The 25820-nt window shown below is 68.8% G+C and carries 20 protein-coding genes; 9 read left to right on the top strand and 11 right to left on the bottom strand.

Annotation, left to right across the window (positions count from 1 at the left end; genetic code table 11):
- The first annotated feature begins 87 nt into the window (after nucleotides 1-87).
- Nucleotides 88-972 (top strand): LLM class flavin-dependent oxidoreductase, encoded by an 885-nt coding sequence (locus tag EV652_RS15145; protein WP_132209770.1) that lies wholly within the window; start codon nucleotides 88-90, stop codon nucleotides 970-972.
- On the opposite strand, the gene EV652_RS15140 is transcribed toward EV652_RS15145, so the two are convergent.
- Genes EV652_RS15140 through EV652_RS15130 form a run of 3 tightly spaced genes read right to left on the bottom strand, consistent with a single transcriptional unit; the run spans nucleotide 969 to nucleotide 3133 of the window.
- Nucleotides 969-1856 (bottom strand): aldo/keto reductase, encoded by an 888-nt coding sequence (locus EV652_RS15140; RefSeq protein WP_242001785.1) that lies wholly within the window; start codon nucleotides 1854-1856, stop codon nucleotides 969-971. The genes EV652_RS15145 and EV652_RS15140 overlap by 4 nt on opposite strands.
- A gap of 13 nt (nucleotides 1857-1869) precedes the next feature.
- Nucleotides 1870-2550 (bottom strand): RraA family protein, encoded by a 681-nt coding sequence (locus EV652_RS15135; RefSeq protein WP_132209769.1) that lies wholly within the window; start codon nucleotides 2548-2550, stop codon nucleotides 1870-1872.
- A 34-nt stretch (nucleotides 2551-2584) separates the two neighbouring features.
- Nucleotides 2585-3133 (bottom strand): P-loop nucleotide/nucleoside kinase family protein, encoded by a 549-nt coding sequence (locus EV652_RS15130; protein WP_242001784.1) that lies wholly within the window; start codon nucleotides 3131-3133, stop codon nucleotides 2585-2587.
- Nucleotides 3134-3254: 121 nt separating this feature from the next.
- On the opposite strand from EV652_RS15130, the gene EV652_RS15125 reads away from it, so the two are divergent.
- Nucleotides 3255-4379, top strand: a complete 1125-nt coding sequence (locus tag EV652_RS15125) for a helix-turn-helix domain-containing protein (RefSeq protein WP_132209768.1) — start codon at nucleotides 3255-3257, stop codon at nucleotides 4377-4379.
- On the opposite strand, the gene EV652_RS15120 is transcribed toward EV652_RS15125, so the two are convergent.
- Nucleotides 4355-5101 (bottom strand): isocitrate lyase/PEP mutase family protein, encoded by a 747-nt coding sequence (locus EV652_RS15120; protein WP_132209767.1) that lies wholly within the window; start codon nucleotides 5099-5101, stop codon nucleotides 4355-4357. The genes EV652_RS15125 and EV652_RS15120 overlap by 25 nt on opposite strands.
- 172 nt (nucleotides 5102-5273) lie before the next feature.
- Between EV652_RS15120 and EV652_RS15115 the strand changes: the two genes are divergently transcribed.
- The 3 genes from EV652_RS15115 (at nucleotide 5274) to EV652_RS15105 (ending at nucleotide 10323) form a co-directional block, all read left to right on the top strand.
- The gene (locus EV652_RS15115) at nucleotides 5274-6068 is read left to right on the top strand and encodes a class I SAM-dependent methyltransferase (RefSeq protein WP_132209766.1); all 795 of its coding nucleotides are present in this window, start codon (nucleotides 5274-5276) and stop codon (nucleotides 6066-6068) included.
- A 79-nt stretch (nucleotides 6069-6147) separates the two neighbouring features.
- A complete protein-coding gene (locus tag EV652_RS15110) occupies nucleotides 6148-9198 on the top strand; it encodes an ATP-binding protein (protein ID WP_132209765.1) in 3051 nt (1016 codons plus the stop codon).
- Nucleotides 9199-9285: 87 nt separating this feature from the next.
- Complete coding sequence (locus tag EV652_RS15105; RefSeq protein ID WP_132209764.1) at nucleotides 9286-10323, top strand: class I SAM-dependent methyltransferase; 1038 nt, start codon at nucleotides 9286-9288, stop codon at nucleotides 10321-10323.
- A 56-nt stretch (nucleotides 10324-10379) separates the two neighbouring features.
- On the opposite strand, the gene EV652_RS15100 is transcribed toward EV652_RS15105, so the two are convergent.
- From EV652_RS15100 to EV652_RS15085, 4 genes are read right to left on the bottom strand one after another with little or no spacing between them, the layout of a single operon-like run.
- The gene (locus EV652_RS15100) at nucleotides 10380-10763 is read right to left on the bottom strand and encodes a VOC family protein (protein WP_132209763.1); all 384 of its coding nucleotides are present in this window, start codon (nucleotides 10761-10763) and stop codon (nucleotides 10380-10382) included.
- A 24-nt stretch (nucleotides 10764-10787) separates the two neighbouring features.
- Entirely contained in the window at nucleotides 10788-11600 is an 813-nt protein-coding gene (locus EV652_RS15095; protein ID WP_132209762.1) for a TrmH family RNA methyltransferase, read from the bottom strand.
- Nucleotides 11601-11609: 9 nt separating this feature from the next.
- The gene (locus EV652_RS15090; RefSeq protein ID WP_132209761.1) at nucleotides 11610-12785 is read right to left on the bottom strand and encodes a hypothetical protein; all 1176 of its coding nucleotides are present in this window, start codon (nucleotides 12783-12785) and stop codon (nucleotides 11610-11612) included.
- A 53-nt stretch (nucleotides 12786-12838) separates the two neighbouring features.
- Nucleotides 12839-13837, bottom strand: a complete 999-nt coding sequence (locus tag EV652_RS15085) for a LacI family DNA-binding transcriptional regulator (protein ID WP_132209760.1) — start codon at nucleotides 13835-13837, stop codon at nucleotides 12839-12841.
- A 159-nt stretch (nucleotides 13838-13996) separates the two neighbouring features.
- Between EV652_RS15085 and EV652_RS15080 the strand changes: the two genes are divergently transcribed.
- The 4 genes from EV652_RS15080 to EV652_RS15065 are packed head-to-tail and all read left to right on the top strand — an operon-like array spanning nucleotide 13997 to nucleotide 18986.
- On the top strand, nucleotides 13997-15859 hold the full coding sequence (locus EV652_RS15080) for a glycoside hydrolase family 127 protein (RefSeq protein ID WP_132209759.1): 1863 nt from the start codon (nucleotides 13997-13999) through the stop codon (nucleotides 15857-15859).
- Nucleotides 15860-15904: 45 nt separating this feature from the next.
- Nucleotides 15905-17215 carry an extracellular solute-binding protein gene (locus EV652_RS15075; RefSeq protein ID WP_132209758.1) on the top strand — a complete coding sequence of 437 codons (1311 nt, stop codon included), beginning with the start codon at nucleotides 15905-15907 and terminating at the stop codon, nucleotides 17213-17215.
- Between the two features lie 29 nt (nucleotides 17216-17244).
- The gene (locus EV652_RS15070) at nucleotides 17245-18153 is read left to right on the top strand and encodes a carbohydrate ABC transporter permease (RefSeq protein ID WP_199238202.1); all 909 of its coding nucleotides are present in this window, start codon (nucleotides 17245-17247) and stop codon (nucleotides 18151-18153) included.
- Between the two features lie 2 nt (nucleotides 18154-18155).
- Nucleotides 18156-18986 (top strand): carbohydrate ABC transporter permease, encoded by an 831-nt coding sequence (locus EV652_RS15065; RefSeq protein WP_132209756.1) that lies wholly within the window; start codon nucleotides 18156-18158, stop codon nucleotides 18984-18986.
- Nucleotides 18987-19011: 25 nt separating this feature from the next.
- On the opposite strand, the gene EV652_RS15060 is transcribed toward EV652_RS15065, so the two are convergent.
- The 3 genes from EV652_RS15060 to EV652_RS15050 are packed head-to-tail and all read right to left on the bottom strand — an operon-like array spanning nucleotide 19012 to nucleotide 25814.
- A complete protein-coding gene (locus EV652_RS15060; protein WP_132209755.1) occupies nucleotides 19012-20049 on the bottom strand; it encodes a hypothetical protein in 1038 nt (345 codons plus the stop codon).
- Complete coding sequence (locus tag EV652_RS15055) at nucleotides 20046-24722, bottom strand: ATP-binding cassette domain-containing protein (RefSeq protein WP_132209754.1); 4677 nt, start codon at nucleotides 24720-24722, stop codon at nucleotides 20046-20048. Before EV652_RS15055 ends, EV652_RS15060 begins: the two co-directional genes overlap by 4 nt.
- A gap of 15 nt (nucleotides 24723-24737) precedes the next feature.
- Nucleotides 24738-25814 carry a phosphotransferase enzyme family protein gene (locus tag EV652_RS15050; protein ID WP_132209753.1) on the bottom strand — a complete coding sequence of 359 codons (1077 nt, stop codon included), beginning with the start codon at nucleotides 25812-25814 and terminating at the stop codon, nucleotides 24738-24740.
- Nucleotides 25815-25820: the final 6 nt, after the last annotated feature.

The following is a 25820-nucleotide window of genomic DNA, read 5'->3' as shown; positions in this document are numbered from 1 at the left end:
CTGTAGTCCGCAGCGCGGACAGTTTGCGGACCTGATACTTCGTAGGGCTACTATTTAGGTCTACGAAGCATCTGAAGGAGACGAGATATGACCGTGCGATTCGGATACGGCTCACCCGACAAGATCCGCGACGTGGACCGGATCCTGCGACTGGCCAAGCAGGCCGACTCCGACGGGCTGGACCACGTCAGCCTGTCGGATCACCCGTACGTCGCCGACCTGCTGGACGGGTACGCCGCGATCGGCTTCATCCTCGGCCGGACCGAGCGCCTGTCGGCGTTCGTCAACGTGACCAACCTGCCGTTGCGCCCGGCCCCGGTGCTCGCCCGTACGGCGTCCGCCCTGTCCGCACTGTCCGGCGGCCGGTTCGTCCTCGGCCTCGGCGCCGGGGGAGCGTGGAACCACATCACCACGATGGGCGTACCGGAGTTGCGCCCCGCCCAAGCGGTCGAAGCCTTCGAAGAGGCGATGCAGCTGGTCCGGAGCATGTCCGACGGCGGCCGCCCGGCCCCGACCAAGCATTACCCGATCGGCGCGCTGAAGCCCTCAACCGTCGCGGCTCCGCTCATCTGGACCGGATCGAACGGCCCGAAGTCGCTCGCCGCGACCGGCCGGCAGGCGGACGGCTGGATCCCCGGCCACGCGGCCGACTGGCTGAGCGACCGCTACCGCTGGTCCCGCCCGATCATCGACGAGGCCGCCCTCGCGGTCGGCCGCAAACCGTCCGACGTTGCCACCATCTACAACTTCCCGGGCGCGATCACCTCGTCGCCGGTACGTCGTACGCGCGATGACGACGGCCGCTGGATCGGCGGATCCTCCGACCAGTGGATCGAAGTACTCACCGACGCCGTCCTCAACCACGGCGCCGCCGGCTTCACCCTGTTCCCGACCGGCCCCGACCCGTACGGCGTACAACTCGCCAAATGGGCCCAGGAGATCGCCCCAGCCGTCCGCACCGCGGTCAGTTAGTTCACGGTGGCCAGTTCGTCCGGGGTCAGGTGGATCGCCCCGGCGGCGATGTTCTGCTCCAGGTGGGTGGGGTTGCCGGTGCCGGGGATCGCGAGGACATTCGGGCTCTGGTGGAGGGTCCAGGCGAGGCGGACCTGCTGTGGTGTGACGCCGTGAGCCGTGGCGATCGCCTGGACGGCCTCGGAGTGGTCGTTGGTCGCACCACCTTCGCGTTCGGTCCCGGCGATCGCGAAGAACGGCGTGTATGCGATCCCGCGGTCCGCACACAGCCTGATCAGCTCGTCCTGGTCGCGCCGCATGTCGATCGCGTAGCCGTTCTGTACGCAGACCACCGGGGCGATCGCCTCCGCCTCGTCGATATGGTCGGCGCGTACGTTGGACACGCCGAGCTGCCGGATCAGCCCGGCGTCGCGCAGCTCCGCGAGTGCTCCGAACCGTTCCGCGATCGAGTCGGCGCCGGGCTTCTTGATGATGCGCAGGTTCACCACGTCGAGGCAGTCGACGCCGAGCTGGCGCAGGTTGGTCTCCACCTGCGCGCGGATCTCCGCCGGCGTCCGGGCCTGGTAGAAGCCACGCTCCGGATCCTCGCCAGGCCCGACTTTGGTGGTGATGACGAGATCGTCCGGGTACGGCGCCAACGCGTCCCGGATCAGCTCGTTCGCGTACCGCACCGACCCGCCGTCGTCGAGGTTGAGCGGGCCGCCCGGCGTCCGGTAGAAGCCGGCGGTGTCGATGTGGTTGACGCCGAGCTCGACGGCCCGGCGCAGGACCCGGATCGCGAGGTCTCGGTCCGGGTTGACGGTGATCCGCATGGCGCCGTACCCCATGCGGTTGACGGTGACTTCGCCTAGCTTCCAGCTACCCGCGGCGGATGCGTTGATCACCGAGCCAGGGTAGCTACTCCTCGATCGCGCCCTGGACCGCACGCAGATGTTGCCGGAAGGTGAGCTCCGGATTCGCCGCTCGCGCGGTCAGGTAGTCCGCGAACCGCACCTGCTCGCGCAACGACCGCCCGGCCCGGATCGCGTCCGCCTGCGCACGCTCGGTGTCGCGGATGGACTCGGCCAGGTCGAAGAGCTCGTCGACCCGGTCGGCCGGCACGAACACGACCCCGTCCTCGTCACCCAGTACGACGTCGGCGCGGGTGACGGTCCACTCGCCGATGGTTGCCGACGACAACGCATCACCCGGCAGCGGGTCGAGCCGCAACGGTCCGGTGGGCAACGCGCCGAGACTGAACACGGGCAAGCCGATCGCGGTGATGTCCACCGTGTCGCGATGCAGCCCCCACACGACGAGCCCCGTGACACCGGCCGCCTGTGCCTCGAGCGCGACCATGTCGCCCACGCAGGCCTCGTCCCGCCGCCCGCCGTTGTCGACAACCAGTACGTCGCCCGCCTCGGCCGACTCGAACGCCTCCAGAAAGACATCGACGCTGCCCACGTGCTGAGCCGGCAACACGCGACCGGCGACCTGACCACCCGCCACGGACGTCAGCGAAACCGTGCGCACCGGTACGCCGGCCCGGATACAAGCATCCGCGACGTGCGCGGTGGTAAGCCCCTCGAACCGTTCCATCCCCCGACCCTAATCAGGCAATCCAACCGCTGGGTCAGCGCGACAGAAAGTTGAGGATTTCTGGCAGTGGTGGGTCGTAGACCGCGGTGGAGGTGTCGACGGTGAGCATCGGGACCGGGAGGTCGACGGGCTGGAACGCGTTGTGGGTGCGAAGCCGGGCGTCGTCGCCGATCTGGGCGTCCTCGTGGGAGCCACGTTTGGGGTCGGCGGCGGTCCGGGCGTGGATCCGGGCGAGGGCGAGGTCGGCCGGAATCACGCAGTGGATGATGCGCAGGTCCGCGCGGCTGAGCAACGGGGTCAGGCCGGGATTCCACAGCCGATCCTGGAAGGCGGCTTCGGCGACGACCGTCGTACCGCGGCCGACGAGCAACCCGATCACGTCGAAGAACGTCGACAGCGTCCGCATCGTCAGCGGGTCGCCGGGCCCGGGCACGAACCCCGGGGTCGCGTGCGCCATTCCCTCCTTGATCTCGTCCCGGCAGATCGCCGGGCACCCGATCGCGGCCGCCACCCGGTGCGCCAGCGTCGTCTTCCCGGTCCCCGGCGGGCCGCTCACCACAATGACCATCGGCTTCGACTGCACCGCCGAACCCTAGCCAGCCCACGCAAGACTCGCCAGCCGACGTAGGACCCACGTTCAGACCAACTGCCTGACCGGGGCGGTGGGACGGAGAGATGTCGGTGCGGATGGTTAGCGTGGTCGGGTGACCACCTTTTCGGCGGTGCGTACGACGGGGATCTACTGCCGGCCGGGATGCGGTGCCAAGCCGCTGGCGGAGAACGTGCGGACGTTCTCGCTGGCCGCGGCCGCCGAGGCGGCCGGGTATCGCGCCTGCCTGCGCTGCCGGCCGTATCGGGTGGCACAGACGGTGTCCGACGAGCTCCCCGAACTCGTCTGCCGGGCGGTGCAGTTGATCATCGCCGGCGTGCTGGACGGGTCGGGTGAGGAAGCGCTCGGTGCACAGTTGGGTTTCTCCGCGCGGCACCTGCGGCGGATCTTCTTCGAGCACCTCGGCGTCACGCCCGACCAGTTCGCGCGCTCGCGGCGAGCCCATTTCGCCCGCCGCTTGCTGGACGACTCCGACCTCAAGATCGCGGACGTCGCCTTCGCCGCCGGGTTCGGCAGTCTGCGCCAGTTCAACCGGGAAATGCGCGAGATCTTCCGTGCCTCGCCGCGAGAGCTCCGGGACGGCCGCCGTCGCAGTGATCGCCTGGTGGCGGACGGAGGCCTGGTACTGCGGCTGCCGTACGACCCGCCGTACGACTGGGATGCGACGGCCACCTTTCTCGCCGCACACGCGATCCCGGGGGTCGAATCGGTCGAGGACGGTGTGTATCGCCGGACGGTCTCGATCGACGGTGATCCCGGTCTGCTCGAGATCGGCCCGGGCGGCGACGACCACCTCCTCCTGAAAGCCCATCTCCCTTACTGGGAAGGCGTCATCCACATCGTCGACCGCGCCGCCCGGCTGGCCGGCCTGCACTTCCGCCCCGCCCGCCGTGGCCCGGGCGCCTGGGGCCCGTTCGAGGTCGCCGTCGGGGCGGTCGTCCGCGACCAGCTTGCGGAGCAGGAGGCGTACGCCGTACTCCGCAAGCTCGTCGAGGTGCACGGGATGCCGGTGCCGGGGCTCGGCCACGGACTCACTCACGCGTTCCCCTCGGCGGAGGCGCTGGCCGGTGACGAGCTGATCGGCCCACTCGCCCAAGAGGTTGCTGCAGGCAACATACGCTTCGAGGGTCAGAGCACGGAGCTGCTGATCCGTTCCTTGGCGGAGGTGCCCGGCGTCAGCGTCGCGGCGGCGTGTCAGGTGGCGCTGAGGGTTCGGTAGGTGCCGGTCGTGAGCAGTTCCTGGGCGGCGGCCGCGGCCAGCGCATAGGCGGCCGTGGTGATGGCGGGACCGACGCTGATCCTGGTCACCCCCAACGCGGCAAGCTCGGTGACGGCGGGTGCTCCCGGACCGGCCATCACGTTCAAGGGCAACGGCGACCCGTCGACCAACTCACGGATCGTCGGCGCGTCGACGACGCCGGGCACGAACAGCACGTCCGCACCGGCCTCGGCGTAGATCTTGGCCCGCTCGATCGTCCCGGTTCCGTCACCGAAGAGATAGGTGTCGACACGGGCGTTGATCACCAGGTCGATGCCAGCAGCAACTGCTGCCGCCCGCGCAGCCGCGATTCGACCCGCATGGACGGCGGGATCGACCAAGGCGCCGGCGTCGCTGTCCTCGAGGTTGATGCCGGCGACACCTGCCTCGATGACCTCGGCAACTGTTGCCTCGACATCGCCGTACCCGGATTCGACATCCGCGGTCACCGGGACCGACACCGCCGCGACGATCGCCCGGACCGCCGCGATGGCCGTCGTGCGGTTCAATCCGCCGGCGTCCTCCACGCCCGCGGCCCACGAGACACCCGCGCTCGTCGTCGCGATCGCCTGCGCGCCCGCGGCCTCGATCGCCCGCGCCGACCCGGCATCCCACGCGTTCGGCAGAACCAGCGGCGGCCGCTCATGCAACTCCCGCAACCGCCGTGCCAACTCCGTCTTCACTGACTTCCTCCTGAGATCGACGACAACCCCTCCAGCCTCGCCCCCACCCCACCTCAGGTCTGGCCATATTCGGCCATCTCCGTCTGTATCACTATGTAGGACGATATGTCTCACAAACCAAGATTCTGGAGTAGCGTGAAGAAGGTGTCCGACCGAGGCAAAGGAGCCTGTGATGAGTAACGTGTATACGCACGGCCACCACGAATCGGTGCTGCGTTCGCATAGCTGGCGTACCGCGGAGAACTCGGCCGGCTACCTCCTTCCGCACCTGCGGCCCGGCATGTCGCTGCTCGACGTCGGCGCGGGTCCCGGCACCATCACCGCCGACCTGGCCCGGCTGGTCGAACCAGGCAAGGTCACCGCCCTTGAGGCGACCGAGGCGGCGCTCGACATCACTCGCGCTACCTTTGCGAAGCTCGACGTCCGGGTGCAGTTCGTGGTCGGCGACGTCCATGCGCTGGATCTTCCCGACGACTCGTACGACGTCGTGCACGCGCACCAGGTCCTGCAGCACGTCGCGGATCCGGTGCAGGCACTGCGCGAGATGCGCCGGGTCTGCAAGCCTGGCGGGATTGTCGCCGTCCGCGACTCCGACTACCACGGCTTCACCTGGTACCCGGCGCTGCCCGAGCTGGACGAGTGGATGGAGCTCTACCAGCGGATGGCGCGCGCCAACCAGGGCGAGCCGGACGCCGGCCGTCGCCTGCTGTCATGGGCGCTGGAAGCAGGCTTCGAGAAGGTGGACGCGACCGCGAGTACCTGGGCGTTCGCCGACGACGACTCGCGCGCCTTCTGGGGCGGCATGTGGGCGGACCGCGTCCTGCAGTCGGCGATGGCGGATCAGGCCCGCCGCGCCGGCGTACCGGAGGAGACCCTCGAACGCATCTCAGCCGCCTGGCGTACCTGGGCCGCCCGCCCCGACGGCTGGATCTCCATCCTGCACGGCGAACTCCTCGGCATCGCCTGATTACGGCCCGCGGACGCTTCTTCCGACCAGCTGACCCGGCGGCGCATGCTGCTTAGCATGGGGATCGGGGAGGCGTCGGATGGAGCGACGGGTGATGGTGGGCCGGGCCAGACCACTGGCCGAGCTCGACAGCCTGCTGGCAGCAGCAATCGACGGCCGCGGCCGGTCCGCGGTCGTCCTGGGCGAGCCGGGCATGGGCAAGACCACCTTGGCCGAGGCGCTCGCGGACCGTGCCGGGGAAGCTGGCGTGACCGTCGCCTGGGGTTGGTGCTCGGCCACCGAGATGCCGCCGTTCTGGCCATGGCGGACCATTCTCCGGGAGCTGGTGCCGGACCACCGGCTCGCTGCCGAGCAGCCTGCCGATGCCGGCGCTGATGGGCTGGGTTTGCTGCGCGGTGACGCCGGAGCCCGGGCCAGGCTGTTTGTTTCGGTGATCGACGCGTTGCAGAAGGTCTCCGGCGAAGGCCCGATCGTTCTCGTCCTCGAAGACCTGCAGTGGGCGGACAGCGCATCGCTGCTGCTGCTCCGTACGGTCATCGATGCCTTGCCAGGCCTTCGAGTCCTGCTCGTTGCCACATGTCGTGACGAGCCGTTCGAGAGCAGTGACGAGGTGCTCGCCGTCGTACGGGACTTGCCCACCGCCGTCCAGCGGATCCGGCTCGACGGTCTCGAGGTCGACGAGGTCGCGGCGGTGGTGACGCGGGTGCTCGGCGAGACCGCCACCGACGAGTTGGCCACCATGGTGCACAGTCGCACCGGTGGCAACCCGTTCTTCGTGCGCGAGGTTTCCCGGCTGCTCGCCGCTCGGCCGGCGACGACCGCCGTACCCGATGGCGTGCGGGAGGTGCTGGCACGGCGGATCGCGCGAGTCAGCCAGGACTGCCAGCAGATTCTGGAGGTCGTAGCGGTGGCGGGGGACGGCGCCGACCTGTCCCTCGTCACGGCCGTCGCCGACCGTCCAGCCGTTCTCGAGCTGCTCGAGGAGGCGGCCGCCGCCCGGTTGCTCGCCGGCCCGCCGGTCGACGGCCGGATCTGGTTCGCCCACGCCCTGGTCCGGGAGGTGCTGGATGCATCGCTCGGCACCGCTCGGCGAGCCGCGCTGCATCGAGCCTTGGCCGAACAGCTCGAGGCGACTGCCACGGACGAGAATGCTGCCGCAGGCGAGTTGGCTCGCCATTGGTCCGCCGCCTTCGGCCCGGACGCCAGCGAACGGGCTTCGGAGTGGGCCTTGCGGGCAGCACGAGCGGCGCGGTCGCGGATGGGCTACGAGCAGGCGGTCGACGCCTACCGGATCGCCTTACGTGGAAAGGACATCGAGCGGACGAAGGTGATGCTCGAGCTCGGCGAGGTACAGATGTACGCCGGTGACCTCGAGGGCGCCCGGCAGACGTTCGCAGAGACCGCCGAGCTGGCTCGACGCAACGGCAGAGCCAGTCATCTCGCGATGGCCGCGCTCGGCTTGGGCACCGGCCTGGGTGGCTTCGAGGTTCCGCTGTACGACGAACTGCAGACAGAGCTGCTCGAGGAAGCCCTGGCATCGCTGCCGGAGCGAGACGGCGGACTTCGCGCGGCCGTCATGGGACGGCTCTCGCTGGCCTACGCGGCGACGGAGCGGGAGGGCGAGCGGGTCGAACTGGCCCGGTCCGCCGTGGAGATGGCCGGACGGGTCGGCCACCCATGTGTCGAGTCGGGCGCGCTGGCGGCGTACTGCGACACAATTGCCGGCCCCAGCCATGACGACGAGCGTTTCGCCGCGGCCACCCGGATGCTCGCGGTGGCCGAACGCGGCCACGATTCGCCATGCCAGTTGCTGGCCCGTCGGCTGCGTGTGGTCGCGTTGATGGAGCGCGGCGACTGGCCTGCGGTCGACGCGGAGATCGAGGCCTTCGCGCGGACGTCGGACCGGCTGATGCTGCCGCTGTACGCGTGGTGTGTTCCGCTGTGGCGTGGCGCGCGCGCACTGATGTCCGGTGATTTCGGTTCGGCGGAGCGGTGTGCCGATGAGGTGGCGGCGATCGGCCGACGCGCCGGCAGTGCCAACGCCGCACTGATGGTCTTCACCTTGCGAATGTGGACCTACCGGACGCGCGGTGCGCTTCCGGCGAGCTTCGGGGCCGAGGCGGACGCGGTCGCCGAGTCGATGCGTGAGTCAGCCGTCGCTCTGGGCATGAGGGCTAGCTACTTCACCGCGGCTGGAGAACTCGACAAGTCGCGGCCTTTCTTCGACCAGCTGATGGGTCGGGGCCTGGATGCGATACCTGATGACTGCGAATGGCTGGAGGGGATGTGGCACGTGGGCGACGCGGCCATCGCTCTCGCCCATGCCGATGCGGCGGCGGACGTGGCTCGGCGACTCGCGCCGTACGAAGACTTGTGGGTCATCGACGGTATCGGCGGTGGTGTGATGGGCGTGACCGCCCACCTCCTCGGGCGGTTGTCCGTGTTCCTGGGTCGCACCGACGACGCACGGCGGCTGCTCACCAGCGCCGTCGATGCGTACCGCGGCTCCGGAGCGAAACCCTGGCTGGTCAAGGCAGAGCAGGATCTGGCCGCGATCGGCGTACCGGCTGGACCAGCCACCAGCCTTGAGGGCGTGTTCCGCAAGGATGGCCGGACGTGGCACCTGCGCTGGCGGGACGGTGAGGCAACTGTCCCGGACTCCAAGGGAATGCACGATCTGTCCGTCGTGCTGGCCCGGCCGGGCCAGCCGGTCCACGTGCTCGATCTGGTCGCAGCTGGTGGCGGCCCGCCGCGGGCGGCGGCCGGCGGTGATACCGGGCCGCTCCTCGACGGCACGGCTCGCTCGGCCTACAAGCGCCGGGTCACCGAACTCGAGACGGATATCGCCGAAGCCGAACGGGACGGCGCGGCCCAGCTGGTCGGCACCCTCACTGACGAGCGGGACTTCCTGGTCCGCGAACTGGCTGCGGCCTACGGCCTCGGTGGCCGGGCCCGTACGACGGGGGACCAGTCGGAACGTGCTCGCAAGGCCGTCGCGATGCGCATCGCGACGGCGATCAAGGCGATCCGTGAGGTCCATCCCGCGCTGGCCCGCCACCTCGAGCTGGCTGTCTCTACCGGGCGATTCTGCGTCTATCGCCCGGAGGAAGCCGTGACCTGGCACAGCTAGCCGGTCGTGTGGCATCGCCACAGCAGACCTGGCGCCTCCCTGGTAGAAGCGGCGCACCGGGCGCCGCGAAGCATCCGGGAGGACATCATGAGCACGTTGCTGGATCAGGTCGAGGAGACCCCCACCCCGTCCGCGGCCGAGGAGCTGTCCGGCCGCCTCTTCCTGCAGACCCTCGACACCGTGGAGCTGTTCAACGTCTATTTCGGCATCCGGCTGGGCTTCTACCGGTCACTGTCGAACGACGGGCCGGCGACGGCTGCCGAACTGGCCGAGCGGACCGCCAACGAGGTTCGCTACACCCAGGAATGGCTGGCCCAGCAGGCTGTCGCCGGGTTGCTGATCGCCGAAGGCGACGAGCCGTCGACTGCGCAGTTCAGCCTGGCCGATGGTGTGCACGAGACACTGGTCGACGAGATCAGCCCCTTCTACGTCGGCGGCATGTCCTACATCGTGCCCGCGATCGGACGTGCGCTGCCGTCGCTGGTCGCCGCGTTCAGTACCGGGGACGGCGTGCCGTACGCGGCGTACGGCCCCGAAGCCGTGACCGCGCAGGAGGCACTGAACCGGCCCGCCTACGAGAACTCGCTGATCGACGAGTGGTTGCCTCAGGTGCCGGATATCCAGGCCCGTCTCGCCGACACCACCAGTCCGGCGCGCGTCGCGGACCTGGGCGCGGGCGTGGGCTGGGCGTCGATCCGGCTCGCGGAGGCGTTCCCGAACGTACGCGTCGACGGGTACGACCTGGACGAGGAGTCCATCGCCCGCGGCCGTCGGTACGTCGCCGAGCGCGGCGTGGCCGGCCGGGTCGACCTCGAGGTTGCCGACATCACCCAGCCGCTGCCTCGCGACGGGTACGACGTGGCGTTCTTCTTCGAGTGCCTGCACGACCTGCCGCATCCGGTGGCAGCACTCGAGGCCGCCCGTCGTGCGCTGGCTCCCGGGGGCTCGGTGATCGTGATGGAGGAGCACGTCGCCGAGACCTTCACCGCTCCGGGTGACGAGGTCGAGCGGTTCATGGCCGCGGCAGGCACACTCTGGTGTGTCCCGCAGGGCCGTACCGATGCCGGCTCCGAAGTTGTGGGACCACTCGAGATCCGGCCCGCCGTGATGCGCCGACTGGCCTAGCGCGCCGGCTTCGGCAGCGTCGAGATCCTGCCGATCGAGCACCCGTTCTGGCGGTTCTACCGGCTCGACGGGTGAGACGCGAGGACGACGAGGTCGTTGTCCGGGTCCCGGAGCCAGAGCTCGTAGTGGTTGGCGTTCGGGTTCAGGTGGATGTCGGTCTGGACGGTGGCACCGAGGGTGCGGGCGCGCTCGGCTGCTGCCTCCAGGTCGTCCACCTCGAACCAGATCGCGACCCCGTTCCCCAACGGATGCGAGGGATCGCCGAACGTGCCGTGATGGTGCTCGACCTCCAGCTGGTGCAGCTGCATGACCAGTACGTCGTCGACCACGAGCCGCTCGTACTCCGGTCCGCCGTGACCGCTGACAGCTCCCAACACCTCGCAGTACCAGGCACTGCTCTTCTCGACATCGCTCACCGCGATCAAAGTTTGTGGCCTCATGGGTACGACGCTAGGCCGCAGCACCTATCGAGTCTTGGACGAATGGGAGCGCTGCCGCGACACCTCATACAGAACGGCCGTCGCAGCATTGGCCGCGTTGAGTGAGCTCGCCGATCCGGTGATCGGGATCCGCACCAGCGCGTCGGCGGCCTCCTTCCACGCGGTGCTGAGCCCGTGGGTCTCGTTGCCGATCAGCAGCAAGGTCGGCTGGGTCAGATCGAAGTCGAACACATCCGCGGTGCCGTGCTCGTCCGTGCCGACGACCACGATCGGTACGCCGGTCGACCGCCGTACCCACTCGATCACCTCACGATGCGACGGCACGCGGACGGCGGGAACGCTGAAGAGCGACCCGGTCGTCGCCCGCACTGCCTTCGGATCGTAGATGTCGGCCGCGTGCCCGGTGACGATCACGCCGTGCGCACCGAACGCGTCCGCGGACCGGATGATCGACCCGATGTTGCCCGGCCCGGTCGGCCGGTCGAACACCACGCCGAGGAAGTCGGGGCCCACCGGGATCCGATCCAGGTCGTCCGGCGGCATCTCGACCACCGCAACGACCTCGGCATCCTTCTCGCCGAGCTCGGCCAGCAATTCCGGTTCCATCGCCACTCGCTCGACCCCGGGCAGCCGCTGATACAGCTCCTGGGCCCAGTGCGAAAAGGGCCGCGCCGCATCGTGGATCACCGTCCGGACCGGCCACCCGTTGTCCACAGCAAGCGAAATCGGCCGCACGCCCTGGACCAGGAACTCGCCCGCCCGGTGCCGCTTGGTCCGGTTGGTCAGGTAGGACTGCCACACCTGAAACCGCGCGTTCCGAGACGAGATCCGCTGCACATCCTCACCCTAGTGCCGTCGGCGCGAACGTCTGAACCGGACGAAACCCCACAGGATCAACGCCGGCAGCCACAGCACCAGCAGCCACGGAACCCGCCACCAGCCGGAACCACTCGCGAACTCCGGCTGCTCGTCCGCCACGATCGGCCGCGCGGACGCGGACCAGGCCAGGAAGGCGTCGCCGATCGGCACCAGCCCGAGGGCGTACCGTTTCGTCTTCAGCCCGCTGAGTGGCAGACCGAGCAGATCGCCTTCCCGGGCGAGCCGATCGGCGAGCGGATCGTGTTGGACCCGGGCCGCGCCCATCGTGACCACGGTCGCGGACAGACTGATCCCGAGGATCAGCGGGCCGGAGTCCACATCACCGTGTCCACCAACACCTTTCGGGTACTCCCGGACACCCACCCCGGCCACGAACCGATCCTTGAAGATCTCGTACTGCGCCCGTGCGAAGGCGGGATCGATCTCCACCAGGAACCGCTGGATCATGCTCTGCGACGATGCCCGCGCGCCGGTCGTCTCCGGCTCGACCTGATGCGGCATCAGTCCGGTCGCCGGATCCAGTTGGGTCTTCACCGCGGCCACCCAACGTTCCGTGGTCGCGCCGAACCGGGGTGCCACCAGGTCGTCGTACAAGCGCAGTGAGGCAATGGCGACCGTCGAGTCGACCGGCCAGGCCTGACCCGGGTACGCCGGCAGGAACGGGGTCTTGGCGGTGCGGAACGCGGTCGCGATCTCGACCGAGGTGCGTGTGAACTCGTCGATCTCGGCTGCGTCGGAGTGCTTGAGCGCGATCAGTCCACCGCGCAGCCAGTTGGTCCAGCCGGCGTGGAAGACGCCGTACCTCGGTCGGAGCGAGGCGTCGAACACGGCGGTCCCGTCCGGGGACTTCAGCCGGTCGAGGGCCCATCGAGCCTCGCGGGCGGCGTCGACCGAGCGGTCCGGATCGGCGAGTCCGACCTGCACCCAGGTCAGTCCGTAGAGGGCGTTGAGGAAGAAGTACCCCTCCGGGAACTGCTGTTGCGCGGCGTGGTCGGCGCCGTCTTCGATCTCCGCTCGCAGGAACGTCAGTTGCTTGACCACCCCTGGAGTGGGATCGGTCCGGGGCAGCACCAGGCGCGCGGTGCCCACCCCCGCCACCAGCGTGGCGATCACCGCGAGGCCGATCACGAGCTTGCGCAGCACCCGGCGAAATCTACCGACGCCAGACGGACAACGGCGGTCCGCCAAGCAACCAACTAGGTACCAAGCGTGGATTCGCGCGTGACCAGGCGGGTCGGGAGTTCCATCAGGCCGCGGTGGGGTGAGCCGGCGATCGCGTCCAGCAGGAGATTCGCCGTACGGCGGCCGAGCTCTTCCAACTCCAGATCGACAGTGGTGAGCGGCGGCCGGCTGGCCAGGGCCATGACGGACCAGTTGTCGTAGCCGGTGACCGCGATGTCGTCCGGGACGGATCGGCCGAGTTCGCGGAGCCGGTCGCACACGCCGCGGGCGATCTGGTCGCTGCCGCAGGAGATCGCGTCGACGTCGGGCGAGGTACGAAGGAGGACGTCGACCGCGTGGCGGCCCCAGCGTTCGCTCCACTCGCCGTGCATCGGCTCACCGACCAGCGCGCCGGCGGCAGCCTCGACTGTCGCCGCGGCACGGGTCTGCGCACTGTGGTGAGACACCGGTCCGCTGATGTGTGCGATCCGCCGACGCCCGAGGCTGAGCAGATGCCGCACGGTGGAGGCCGCGCCACCGTGGTCGTCCGCGATCACCGAGGTGTCGGACGGATCGGTCGACGGGCTGAAGGCGTAGACAACGGGAATCGGTACGTCGATCGGCGCGCGCGGCTCGGTCCGTCGCCCGGTCACGATGATCCCGTCGACCCGCCGCGACACCAGCGACCGCAGGTAGTGCTGCTCGCGCAACGGGTCGTCGCGGGTGTCGCACAGCAGCAACCCCATCTCGCCCGCACTCAGGGCGTCCTCCGCACCGAGCATGATCGGGATACTGAACCGGCCGGAGCTGTCGGTGGTGATCAGCCCGACCGTGAAACTGCGCCCGGACGACAACGCCCGACCGCGGCTGTCCGGCGTGAACCCGAGCTGCTCGGCGGCTCGTCGTACCCGCTCTCTGGTCTCCTCGCGGAGCTGACCGGTGTCGTTCAGCGCCTTGGACGCCGTACTCGTGGAGACGCCTGCCAGCGCGGCCACATCGGTGATCCGGGGCAGCGAGGGACCACGTGACGCCATCCGGCAACTCCTTTCCGAACTTTCCGGAAACAGTACAGCACGATTCCCGCGTTGTCCGGATTTCGCCAGGTCCCAGGGGTTGACCAGACCGTTGCGCGTCTCTAACTTCGTCAAGGAAAACGTATTCTGGATTTTCCGTGAGCCTAGGAGCTTCCCTCTATGAGCCCTTCCCCGGACTCTGCCACCACCTCCCGCAGTCCAGCCGCCAGCGGCAATGGCCGCTGGCAACCCGTCGGCCTCGGCCAGGCGAAGATCACCGGCGGCTTCTGGGCGCCGCGCCAGACCCGGAACGGCGAGAGCGCGATCCCGAGCGGCCAGGACCAGCTCGAGACGGCCGGCAACCTGCAGAACCTCCGGCTTGCGGCCGGCATCGGTGAGGGCGAGGCGATCGGCCCGGTGTTCGCTGACTCCGACGTCTACAAGTGGCTCGAGGCCGCCGCCTGGGAGTACGGCCGCAATCCGAACGAGGACCTGCTCAAGCGCCAGCGCGAGCTCACCGCGATCGTCGCTGCCGCGCAGCGCGAGGACGGCTACCTCGACTCGGTCGTGCAGCTCCGGTACGGCGACGAAGGCCGCTACAAGCAACTCGTCTGGAGCCACGAGCACTACTGCGCCGGCCACCTGATCCAGGCCGCTGTCGCCCAGGTCCGCTGCACCGGCGACCGCGAGCTGCTCGATGTCGCGATCAAGATCGCCGACCACCTCGTCGCAACCTTCGGTGACGACAAGACGGTGGACGTGGACGGTCACCCCGTCATCGAGATGGCCCTGGTCGAGCTGTATCGAGAAACCGGTACGGCGGCCTACCTCGACCTGGCCAAGTGGTTCGTCGAGGCCCGTGGCCACGGGATCATCAAGGAACACGGCCACGAGCCGACGTACTTCTCCGACCGGCTCCCGGTCCGCGAGGCGACCACGGTGGAAGGCCATTCGGTCCGGGCCGTGTACCTCGCGGCCGGTGCCGCCGACGTCGCGCTCGAGACCGGCGACACCGAGCTGCTCGATGCGCTCAAGACGCAGTTCGACCACATGTGGTCGACGAAGACCTACATCACCGGCGGCCTCGGCGCGCGCTGGGAGGGTGAGGCGTTCGGCGACGAGTACGAGCTGCCGCCGGACCGCGCGTACGCCGAGACGTGTGCCGCGATCGGCGGGATCCAGTGGGCCTGGCGGATGCTCATCGCCACCGGAGACGCGTTCTACGCGGATGCGATCGAGCGGATGCTCTACAACGGCTTCCTCGCCGGTGTCTCGCTCAAGGGGACCGAGTACTTCTACGTCAACGCCCTGCAGTTGCGCGGCGCCGCGCATGCCGACACCGGCCGCAGTCCGATGCACGGCCGGCGTGGGTGGTTCGACTGCGCGTGCTGCCCGCCGAACATCATGCGCACGCTGGCCAGCCTCGACGGCTATCTCGCGAGCAGCAGCGACGACGCCGTACAGATCCATCAGTACGCCGCCGGCACGCTGACCGTGGGAGACGCCACCCTGACCGTGGAAACGGCCTACCCGTGGGACGGCGCGGTGCGGATCACCGTCGACGGCTCGGTCGCGGTGGAGCTGCGGATCCCGGCCTGGGCGGAAGGTGCGACCGTCAACGGCAAGCCCGTCGAGGCCGGTACCTACGCGCGGGTCGAGGCAAACGAGATCGATCTGCAGTTGCCGATGGCCGCGCGCGTCATTGCGGCCGATCCGCGCGTCGACGCCGTCCGCGGGTGTGTCGCGCTGGAGCGCGGTCCGCTCGTCTACGCGGTTGAGCAGGCCGATCAGCAGGCGAATGTCGACGACCTTCACCTGTTGCCAGAGGCATCAGTTGCCGCGAGTCACGACGACGGGCTGCTGGACGGCGTGACGGTACTGACGACGCGTGGACGGATCGGGACCGGTCACCACGGGGGTTGGCCGTTCACGCCCGAAGCCGCGGATCAGGTCGGCGACGAGGTCGACGTGGTCGCGGTGCCGTATTACGCCTGGGCGAATCGCGAGATCGGTGCGATGCGCGTGTGGCTGCCGCGCGCCTAATGAGGCGCGCACCAGCGGGGGCTCCCTTGTGAGGCGGAGGTACTCATGCTGACGCGACGGAAGTTCCTCGGTGTGACGGCGGCCGCAACCGCGGCCGCCGCCGTACCGGGCTGTAGTTCGGTCTTGGCCGAACCCGACGTCCAGGCGGCCGGGTTCGGGCAGGACGCCACCGGCACCGTGCAGGTGTGGTGCCGGGCGGCAACCCAGACCGGTCTGACCGACCTGGTGAAGAAGTTCAACGCGTCCCAGGACCGGCTCACCGTCGAGCTGACGCCGGTCCTGGACGCGCAGTACGTGACCAAGCTGGCGACCGCGATCCGCGGCCGGTCGGTGCCGGACCTGGTCGACATCGACGACATCAACTCGATGCTGTTCATCTACCGGGACGCGTTCACCGACCTCACCGAACCCCTGCAGGCGTTGGACTTCCGGGACAAGCTCAGCCCCGGACACCTGCGGCTGGCGACCAAGGACGACCGGGCGTTCGGCGTACCGTACCTGGCCGACAACTCGATGTTCTGGTTCAACACCGAGCTGTGCGACAAGGCGGACGTCGACCCGGATGAGGCGATCAAGTCCTTCGACAATCTGCTCGACGCGGCCCGCAAGCTGCGGAAGCTCGGCGACGACATCTACGCGTGGAGCTTCCCGGCGAACAGCCCGGGCGCACTCGGCTTCGTCGTACAGCCGATGATCTGGGCTGCGGATACCGACCTGATCAAGGGCAAGATCGGTGAACAGTCCGGCGACATCGTCGGGAACGACGCGGTCCAGCAGATGCTCGAGCTGCACCGGCAGTTGTGGGTTGACGGACTGGTGCCGCGGGCGAACTTCTCCGACGACGCGTCCCGGTGGGGCAGCGACTTCCGGGCCGGCAAGATCGGCATCTTCCCGTCCAACTACGCCGTGGTCGTGTCGTCCTCGGACGAAGCCTTCCAGAAGAAGGTGGCGCCCAAACTGCTGTCCGGTCCGACGGGTGGCGCGGCCTTCTTCGACGGTGGCGACAACATGTGCATCCCGCGGGGGGCTCGCAACGCCTCCGGTGCTTGGGAGTTCGTCCGGTTCGCACTCGACCTGCCGCAGCAGATCGATCTGCCCGCCGGCGGCTACACCCCGGTCCGGTCGGATGCCGCGACACCGGAGTTCGCGAAGAAGTTCCCGCTCGCGACGCTGCCCCTGGAACGCATCTCGGAGGGATACGCACCGACCACTCTCTCCTACAACCTGCTCTACAACCAGCCGGACGGCCCGTGGCTGCAGATGTTCCGCCGGGCAGTGTTCGACGGCGAGCTGGAGGCCGCCATGACGGAAGCCCAGAGCAACTTCGACCGAATCCTCGCCCAGGGACAGGCATGAGCACCCGGACAGAAGTCAGGCCTCGCCGCGTGGAACCTGCTGCGCGGCCGAAGGCTGCTCGTGGCCGCGGCTCGCTCACCCATCCGTCCCGAACCGGGCTGCTCCTCGTGATGCCCGCCGTACTGTTCGTCGCGGTCTTCGTGCTGGTGCCGCTCGGCTTCGCGCTGGTGATCTCGCTGACCAACTGGCCGCTGATCGGCACGGTGAAGTTCAGCGGGGTGAAGAACTACACCGCCATCGTCTCCGACGCCGCATTCGCGAAGTCGGTGCTCTACACCCTGCTCTACACGGTCATCGTGACCGGGCCGATCCTGGTGCTCGGCTACGCCCTCGCCGTCCTGGTACGTCGCAAGCGCCGCGGCGCGACCTTGTTGCGTACGGTCTTCTTCCTGCCGTTCGTCGTCGGTCTGTCCACGCTGAGCTTCGTCACCGTGCTCGAGGCCCAGCCGGACAGCGGTGCGATCAACATCATTCTCCGCACACTCGGCATCACCGACGGTACGACGGCCTGGCTCGTGGACGGCCCGCTCGCGACCGGCCTGATCTGCGTGCTGGTGATCTGGGGTGTGTCGGGGCTGACCATGATGCTGCTGATGGCCGGGATGCAGGCGATCCCGCGGGAGTACTACGAGTCGTCCGAGCTGGACGGGGCCGGCTGGTGGCGGCAGGAGTGGGAGATCACGATCCCGGTGCTGCGTCCGACGATCGCGATGTCGGTGATCATCTCGGTGGTCGGCTCGCTGCTCGCGTTCACCCAGTTCTACATCCTGACCCGCGGCGGTCCGGGGACGGACACCACCACGGTCGTCCAGTACATCTACAACCGCGCCTTCGTCCAACTGCAGCTCGGTGCCGCGACCGCGCTGTCGATCGTGCTGGTGGTCGTGGTCGGACTCGTCACCGCGGCCCAGTTCTGGCTGCTCCGGGAGAGGGACTGACGATGAGGCTCAAGAACATCCTGTACGTCGTCGGCGGTGGCGGTGCCTTCCTGGTCTTCGCCGTACCGCTGCTGTGGGCACTCTTCCGGTCGGTGCAGCCGAACGACGTGATCGTCGCGGCCCCGGATCGGTCGACCTTCTTCCACCTGACCTGGGACAACTTCCGGACCCTGATCGAAGGACCGGGCAACCTGATGCGGGCCGTCGGCAACAGTCTGGTCGTGGCGGTCAGTACGGCGGCGCTGACCGCCGTACTGGCCACCTTCGCGGGCTATGGTTTCGCCCGGTTCCGGTTCCGGAGTGGGCCGCTGTTGTTCGCTCTCGTGATGGTGTCGATGATGATCCCGTTCCAGGCGATCCTGACGCCGCTGTACCTGGAGATGAACGTCCTGCGGCTGACCGACAGCCTGCTCGGACTGGTGCTCTTCTACACCACGGTCAACCTGCCGTTCGGGGTCTTCGTCATGCGCAACTCCTTCTCCTCGGTCCCGGTCGAGCTGGAAGACTCCGCCCACGTCGACGGCTGCGGCACGCTGCGAATGATCGGGTCCGTCTTGCGTCCGCTGGTCACCCCCGGCGCCGCGACGGTCGCCCTCTACGCGTTCCTGGCGGCGTGGACCGAGTTCCTCGGCGCATTGACGTTCCTCACGAAGGACGAGCTCTACACGCTGCCCGTCGCATTGGTGAACGTCCAGGCCGGCGCCTACGGCGAGGTCAACTTCGGCTCCCTGGTCGCAGGCTCGGTGATCGCCATGATCCCCTGCATAGTCCTGTACGTCGGCCTACAACGCTTCTACGTAACCGGCCTAGCATCCGGAGCCGTCAAAGGCTGAGTCTTTCCCCGCAACCGGCTCCTTGTCAGTAGCGGCGGCGGCCACGTTGGTAGGGGGTGAAGCCAGCCGGTTCCTCGTTGCCGATCCAGTCGCCGTCGGTCAGTCGGCGGAGGCTGCATTCGAGGTCGAAGGTGAGCCATCGGGACAGCTGCGGCTGGGCGTGGTGTTCCCAGAGGCCGTAGGGGCCTCGAAGTGTTTCGAGCCAGGTGACGAGGTCGCGTACGCGGCGGTCATCAGCGGAGACGCCGCATCGGGAGGCGAGGTCGAGGACGAAGGCGGGATCGCAGGTGACGTAGAAGGTGACCTGTCCCATGGCCCGCTCGAGCCCGAGCAGGCGGGAGACTTCCCAGCCGAGGGTCGACTGGTCTCGCGACTCGCGTGCGAGGAGATGGTCGATGCCGATGCGAGCGGCCTCCGATCGTCTCCGTTCGGGGTGCAGCGCGAAGCAGGCGGCGGCGCCGGTCGTCGCCGAGCGGCATCCAGCGGCTCGTGTGAGTCGCCGGTACTCCTTCTCCGGCGGCGATGGGCGTCCGGGACCGCCGAGGTCGGCTTTGGGTCCCGCCGGCCAGGAGCCGTCGGGGAGGCGTTCGCGGAGGAGCCACTCGTAGGCGCGTTCCGCGCGCGGGTCGGTGGCAAAGCCCGCAGCGGCGATGCCCCGCAAGGGTACGACCGTCTGCATGGTGATGAACCGCGGGCCGTCGGCTGGGGCCGGTGGCGGCTGCGCTTTCCGTGTGGGCTTACGTGCTGGCTGGTCGCTGTCGTCGTCGAGCCACAGTGGCCACGAGCCATCCGACTGCTGGTGGGCGAAGATGGCGTCGACCGCAGCGGGCAGCTCAGGCCCCCGGTAGCCGAGGTACGCGAGCTGACACAGCAGGTAGCCGGCAGCCTTGGGCCGGTTGCGCGCAGCTTCAAGCCGCGCGAGGAGCGACCGGACCGCGGCGCTCTCGCGGATCTCGGCGAGCGACGCCTGTACGTCGTCATCGTCCTCGGTGATTCCCTCGAGCTCGACGGCCGCGCGCCATTGCAGCGACGGGGACGGGTCTCCGAGTAGCAGCGTGTTCATGTGAGGACCTCGAGCAGGAAGGGCGCGGTGGCGGTGTCGGCCTTGGCGAGTTCTTCGGGTGGGCCTTCGAAGACAGTCTTGCCGCCATGGGGTCCTGCACCGGGACCGAGTTCGACGAGCCAGTCACAGGTAGCGAGCAACATCGGGTCGTGCTCGACGACGAGCACGGTGTTGCCGGCGTCGACGATCGTGTCGAGGGCGCGGGCGAGCACGGCGACGTCGGTGACCTGCAGACCGACGGTGGGCTCATCGAGTACGTACAGCGTGCCGGCCTTCGTGGACCGAGCGAGTTCCTTGGCGAGCTTGAGCCGCTGGGCTTCGCCGCCCGAGAGACTCCAGCCGGGCTGGCGGACGATCAGGTAGCCAAGGCCGAGCGCGACAGCGGCGTCGCCGACGCGGCGCACCCGGTCGATATCGCCCCACTCCTCGACGAGTTCACCGATGGTGAGGGCTTCGATGTCGGCGAGGCTTCGGCCCCGCTCGACGAGGGCGGCGACCTCGCGGCGGTAGCCGCAGCCGCCGCACGCCTCGCAGGTCTGGGTCACCGACGGCAGGAACGACATGCCCTCTTGCCACGTTCCTTTGCCGCCGCAGGCGTCGCAGCCATAGGTGAGATCCTTCATCGTGATGCCCTGCTCGCGGGCGACTTCGCTCGTGGCGAACGACTTGCGGACTGCGTTGATCAGCCCGAGGAACATGCCGGGTGAGGTGATCTCGGCGCGCGATTGGTCGACCACGACGGTGCGGGCGGGCGCGCCGGCGATGGCGTCGTGAACGCCGGGCTCGACGCGGACCACACCGCGGTGAGGGATGTCGGTCTTCGGTCGCGCCAGGCCCAGGGCGATCGTGTCGACGACGAGCGAGGACTTGCCCGAACCCGACACACCGCACACGCCGACGTGCACGCCGAGCGGGATGCGCACGTCGAGGCCGCGCAGGTTGTTCTCCCGCGCGCCGGTGACGTGCATCCACTCTGTTGGCTCGCGGCGGTCGCGGCGAGGGATCGAGTTGCGTCCGTCGCGCACTGCCCGGGTGACCGACTCGGCACTGTTGAGATCGATGATGCGGCCGCCCGCTCGCCCGGGCCCAGGGCCGATCTCGACGACATCGTCTGCGGCGCGGATGAGCGTCGGGTCATGTTCGACGGTGATGACGGTGTTGCCTGCGTCGCGCAACTCGGCCAGGGTTTGAGCGAGCGCACTCACTTCTGCGGGGTGCAGGCCGCGGGATGGTTCGTCAAGCAGAACGGTCATGCCGACGAGGCCGCCGCCGACCACCGACGCCAGCTTGATCCGCTGGGCCTCGCCCGCGGACAACGTCCAGGTCGTCCGGTCCAAGTGAAGGTAGCCGAGCCCGACCGAGCACAGGAAGCCGAGGCGGTGAAGGGCGACGGTGCGGGCGTCGGCGGAGTGCTTGTCGTCGGGTTCGTCCATGGACGCCAGTACCTCTTCGACTTCGGCGAGCGATGCCGAGAACAGGTCATTGCGGTCCCGACCCTCGAGGTGAATCGCCAAGTAGGGAGCGCGCAGCCGTTTGCCGTCGCACTCCCGACACGGGAACACCTTTGTGTCCTTGCCGCCCAGGTCGTGCTGAGCCCAGTCGTTGAGCCCGGCCCAGGACGAGTCGCCGTACAAGACCGCGTGGCGCACTTCGTCTGTCAGTTCGGACCACGGCTTGGTGCTCGGGTCGAACTGGTAGCGCGCGCCGAGGGCACACAACACGTCGTTGCTGCCGACTACTTCAGGACGGAACCATGCCAGGCTTCCGCCGAAGCAGCGGGCGAGTGGTGCGTCAGGCCGCACGATCAGCTTGTCCCAGTCGTACTCGCGCTCAACGCCGAGTCCCACGCATTGGGGACAGACGGACGCCGGCGATCCCATCAGGTGACGCGGTTCGATCGGCACCGCCGTTGTGTCGCAACCGCTGCAGGTCCACGCAGCGTCGGGCGTCGGTGACATTCGGCGAACGTCGTCGCCACCGCACGCGAGGCACGTGCGCACACCGGCGCGCGCCATGACGACGGCGATGAGACGATCGAGGTCGCTCGACAGGCCAACGGTCGCTCGGGCGGCATCCCAGATATAGAAGCCGGGCCCTCGCGAGTCGAACATCGTGCCGGAGGCGTCGATGCTCAGCGTCGGCCCCAGTCCGGTCAGCGAGTCGAGCGGGGCTTCGGGACCCTCTCGCACCGACTGGCGCTCGTACACCGACAGGCACTCGAGCAACCGCCGCGTTGCTTCGGCCGCGACGACATCGCGGACCAACGACGACTTGCCGGAGCCCGACACCCCCGTCACGACGGTGAATCGGCCCTTCGCGAAGTCGACATCCACACCCTGCAGATTGTGGGCGCGGGCCCCGCGCACGCTGATCGCGTCGCTCGAGCGTCGGCCGGCGCGTGGCCTCGCTCGGGGCGTCACCCTCGGCTGTTTCTCCGCGACGGGCGGGCCGCAATGCTGCAGACGTCCGCCGTCAGGGCCACCGCCCGGGCCGAGATCGACGCGCCAGTCGGCGGAGGCGATCACGTCGGCGTGGTGCTCGACGACAACCACGGTGCAGCCGTTGGCCGTCAGCTTGTCCAGCACAGTAAGCAGCCGGCCGAGGTCAGCGGGGTGGAGGCCGGTGGTGGGCTCGTCGAGCAGCACAAGGTCGCCCGTCTTGGCCTTGGTCACCTCGCGGGCGAGACGAACCCGTTGCGCTTCACCGCCTGACAGGCTCGGCGACGGCTGGCCCAACGTCACGTAGCCGAGCCCGACTTCCTGCAAGGTCTCGAGGATGCGCGTCACCGACCGGTGCTCGGCGAACAAGGCGTGGGCCTCGTCGACACTCAACGCCAGCACGTCAGCGATCGAGAGTTCCGACCACGTTGCGTCGAGGACCTCGGGCCGGTAGCGCCGGCCCTCGCAGGCCTCGCACGGGACCCATATGGGCGCGAGGTAGCTCAGGCTGATCGCGACCGCGCCCATCCCCTCGCACTCGGGACAGGCCCCTTCGGCTCGGTTGAACGTGAACTCCGACGCGGACCGCCCGGTCTCGTTCGCGAAGACATCGCGGATGCGGTCCAGGACCTTGGTGTACGTCGCGGGATTTGACCGCGGGTTGTTGCCCAGCGGCTTCTGGTCGACGGCGATCGCGCGCACGGCGGGCGCGTCGAACGTCGCGCAGCCGATCGGCGAGTGCTCTCGGATCGACGCCAACAACACGTCGCGAGCGAGGGTGGTCTTGCCGGCTCCCGACGGACCGGTGATGACGGTGAGCGCTCCGAGCGGGATCTCGCAGTCGACTCCGCGAAGGTTGCGCAGGCCGGCACCGCTGATGCCGATCCGCTGATCACCGATCGCACGGGGGGCTCGCCGGATACGGGCTGGCGCCGAAAAGCCGCGGCCCGATGCGGTGCCGGCGCGCCACAGCGCGGCGGGAGTTCCTTGAAAGACGAGTTCGCCGCCGCCGCGGCCTCCGGCCGGGCCGATCTCGACGACCTCGTCTGCCATCGCAATCGCGGCCCGGTCGTGTTCGACCATGAGGACGGGGCCGGAAAGCGATGCGATGGCATCCAGCAGTCGTTGGAGATCGGTGTGGTGCAGCCCGATGGTCGGCTCATCGAGGACATGCAGCAGGTCTTCGAGCCTGCCTCCGAGCACGACCGCCAGCCGGGTCCGTTGGGCCTCGCCGCGCGACAGCGTCGGCATCGACCGGTCGAGGGTGACGTGGCCGAGCCCCAACGTGACCATCGGCCGCAGTCGCCGCAACAGCTCGTCCTCGATGCGTGCCGCGCGGGGGCCGACCGGAAGTTGCTCGACGAACTCGAGGACCTCGCTCACCGAGCAAGCCAGCAACTCGGGCAAGGTCACGCCGGCGATGCGATGCGACGACGTGTCCACCGCTGGGTCGCGAAACGCCATCGGCTCCAGCGGCCGGACCCACTCCGAGCAGCTCGGGCAAATGGGCGTCCGCAGTACCGGCGTACCGTCGAGACGGACCTCGGGCGAGCCCAACGCGTCAGCACGCTCGAGGGTGGCACGAACGTCCGCCGCCGACGCTCCCGCTTGGAGCGTGGCGACGCGTACGACCACATCGTGCGGCACCGCCGGGTCAAGCCGCGGCACGCGGCTCGACGTGGTTGCAGCCCACGGACGGCCGTCGATCGTGACCGCGTCGAACTGGCCACGCAGGCCGGCGAGCAGACGCGCGTGGCTCCGGCGAAGCCCGCGCACCACCGCGACCTCGACGTCGAGGCTGCCCGCGGTCGCGAGCATGTCCGAGGCGGTCGCGAGCCGCTCTTCGCGCGACACCGACCGAACTGGCACCTCGCAACGCGGGCAGGTGACATCCGCGAATCGCGCGTAGAGAATGCGCAGGAACGGGTGCAAGCCGACCGACGTCGCCACTGTCGAAGCCGGGTTGACGTTGAGCACGTTCTGGGCAATCGCGACCGCAGGCCCCAAGCCTTCGATGCTGCGTACCTGTGCGGCCGGAACGCGTGCCCCTCGACGTCCGGGGGCGAACGACTCGGTGAACCGGCGCCGTGCCTCGGTGTAGACGACGTCGAACGCGAGCGACGACTTCCCCGAACCGGACACACCGACGACGGCGGTCACGCCGGGCCCGAACGTGACGTCGACGTCACGCAGGTTGTGCTCGGACGCGCCGAGAACCTTCAGCTTTCCCACCATCGCCGCGGACGCTGTCTATCCGCGGAACGCGGCTCTGGTCGCGGCTGCGGTGGAGCTGAAGTACTCCGGTGGTTCGATGAAACCCCACTCGTCGAACATCAGGCCGTTGGCGAGCGCACGCCGGTAACCGAAGCCAACGAGGTAGAGCGGCCGGATGTACATCACCGCCTCGAGTCGGTCGAGTTCGTCGTCGGTCAGCTCGACGTGTCGGCGGTAGGCGTTGACGACCGCGTCGATGCACTCCTCGTTGGTGAGTCTCGAAGGAGACCAGTGCCCGGTGCCCCAGATCAGGTACGCGAAGTCGGCGAGGCGCGGTCCGCGCCCAGACGCCTTCCAGTTGATCGCCACCGGCCGTTGCTCGCTCACGACCGCGTGATCGGGGGCGTGGAGGAGGTTGCCGTGGAGCAAGCTCTCGGGAAGGCCGTGACCGTCGTCGGCCGTGCGTACCTGGTCGCGAAGCTGCTCGAATTGCTTGCGATTGGCAGCCGCGACCTTGGTGTCCACCGCATCGAGAAACGACAGAGCGGCCAGCAGATCCTGACGCGGCCTACCCTCACGGCTGGGGTCCTCACCACTCGCGCCACCGGGGCGAGTGACGGACTCGTCGAACGGCAGCGCGTGCAGCCGTCCGAGCAGGTCACCCATAATGGCGAACTTCTCGACACCTTCGGGAAGCGGGACGCCTTCGATGAGCCGGGTCACGAGGACCGCGCTTCCGTCGAAGTCGGACACCGCGTCGTCGACCGCAAGACGCTCCGCGGGGAAGTCGTGTCGCTCCAGGAATCGCAGGATCGCGGCGTCGCCCTCGACGCTGGCCCTCGGACGGGCGGGAGGGAACGCACGCGCGATCCACGGGTCGCCGTCATTCCTGTCGATGCGGAAGACGTAGGTCTTGTGCACACTGACCTTCGTCGCCGCGACGGCGTTGATGCCGTAGCAATCCCGAAGGTGGGCGAGCAGTCGCTCGGCAACGGGCTCGTGGTGCATGCGGGTACTGAGACCCTCTAGATCGGTCAGCGCCTCGGTGTAGCGCAGCCCGGTCTCCTCGGCGTGACGCCGGACGACCTTCTTGAAGTTGCCGTCCCTGGTCATGACAAG

This window comes from Kribbella steppae, assembly GCF_004342025.1.
Taxonomy (GTDB): domain Bacteria; phylum Actinomycetota; class Actinomycetes; order Propionibacteriales; family Kribbellaceae; genus Kribbella; species Kribbella steppae.
Note: the sequence above shows the minus strand (reverse complement) of the source record. Positions and strands in the feature narration are given on the sequence as shown.

Excerpts from the sequence above, each read along its gene's own strand:
- EV652_RS15135 (WP_132209769.1), bottom strand. The coding sequence starts at position 2,550 with ATGGAACGGTTCGAGGGGCTTACCACCGCGCACGTCGCGGATGCTTGT.
- EV652_RS15100 (WP_132209763.1), bottom strand. The coding sequence starts at position 10,763 with ATGAGGCCACAAACTTTGATCGCGGTGAGCGATGTCGAGAAGAGCAGT.
- EV652_RS15085 (WP_132209760.1), bottom strand. The coding sequence starts at position 13,837 with ATGGCGTCACGTGGTCCCTCGCTGCCCCGGATCACCGATGTGGCCGCG.
- EV652_RS15060 (WP_132209755.1), bottom strand. The coding sequence starts at position 20,049 with ATGAACACGCTGCTACTCGGAGACCCGTCCCCGTCGCTGCAATGGCGC.
- EV652_RS15075 (WP_132209758.1), top strand. The coding sequence starts at position 15,905 with ATGCTGACGCGACGGAAGTTCCTCGGTGTGACGGCGGCCGCAACCGCG.
- EV652_RS15115 (WP_132209766.1), top strand. The coding sequence starts at position 5,274 with ATGAGTAACGTGTATACGCACGGCCACCACGAATCGGTGCTGCGTTCG.
- EV652_RS15055 (WP_132209754.1), bottom strand. The coding sequence starts at position 24,722 with ATGGTGGGAAAGCTGAAGGTTCTCGGCGCGTCCGAGCACAACCTGCGT.
- EV652_RS15145 (WP_132209770.1), top strand. The coding sequence starts at position 88 with ATGACCGTGCGATTCGGATACGGCTCACCCGACAAGATCCGCGACGTG.
- EV652_RS15065 (WP_132209756.1), top strand. The coding sequence starts at position 18,156 with ATGAGGCTCAAGAACATCCTGTACGTCGTCGGCGGTGGCGGTGCCTTC.
- EV652_RS15050 (WP_132209753.1), bottom strand. The coding sequence starts at position 25,814 with ATGACCAGGGACGGCAACTTCAAGAAGGTCGTCCGGCGTCACGCCGAG.
- EV652_RS15105 (WP_132209764.1), top strand. The coding sequence starts at position 9,286 with ATGAGCACGTTGCTGGATCAGGTCGAGGAGACCCCCACCCCGTCCGCG.
- EV652_RS15080 (WP_132209759.1), top strand. The coding sequence starts at position 13,997 with ATGAGCCCTTCCCCGGACTCTGCCACCACCTCCCGCAGTCCAGCCGCC.
- EV652_RS15110 (WP_132209765.1), top strand. The coding sequence starts at position 6,148 with ATGGAGCGACGGGTGATGGTGGGCCGGGCCAGACCACTGGCCGAGCTC.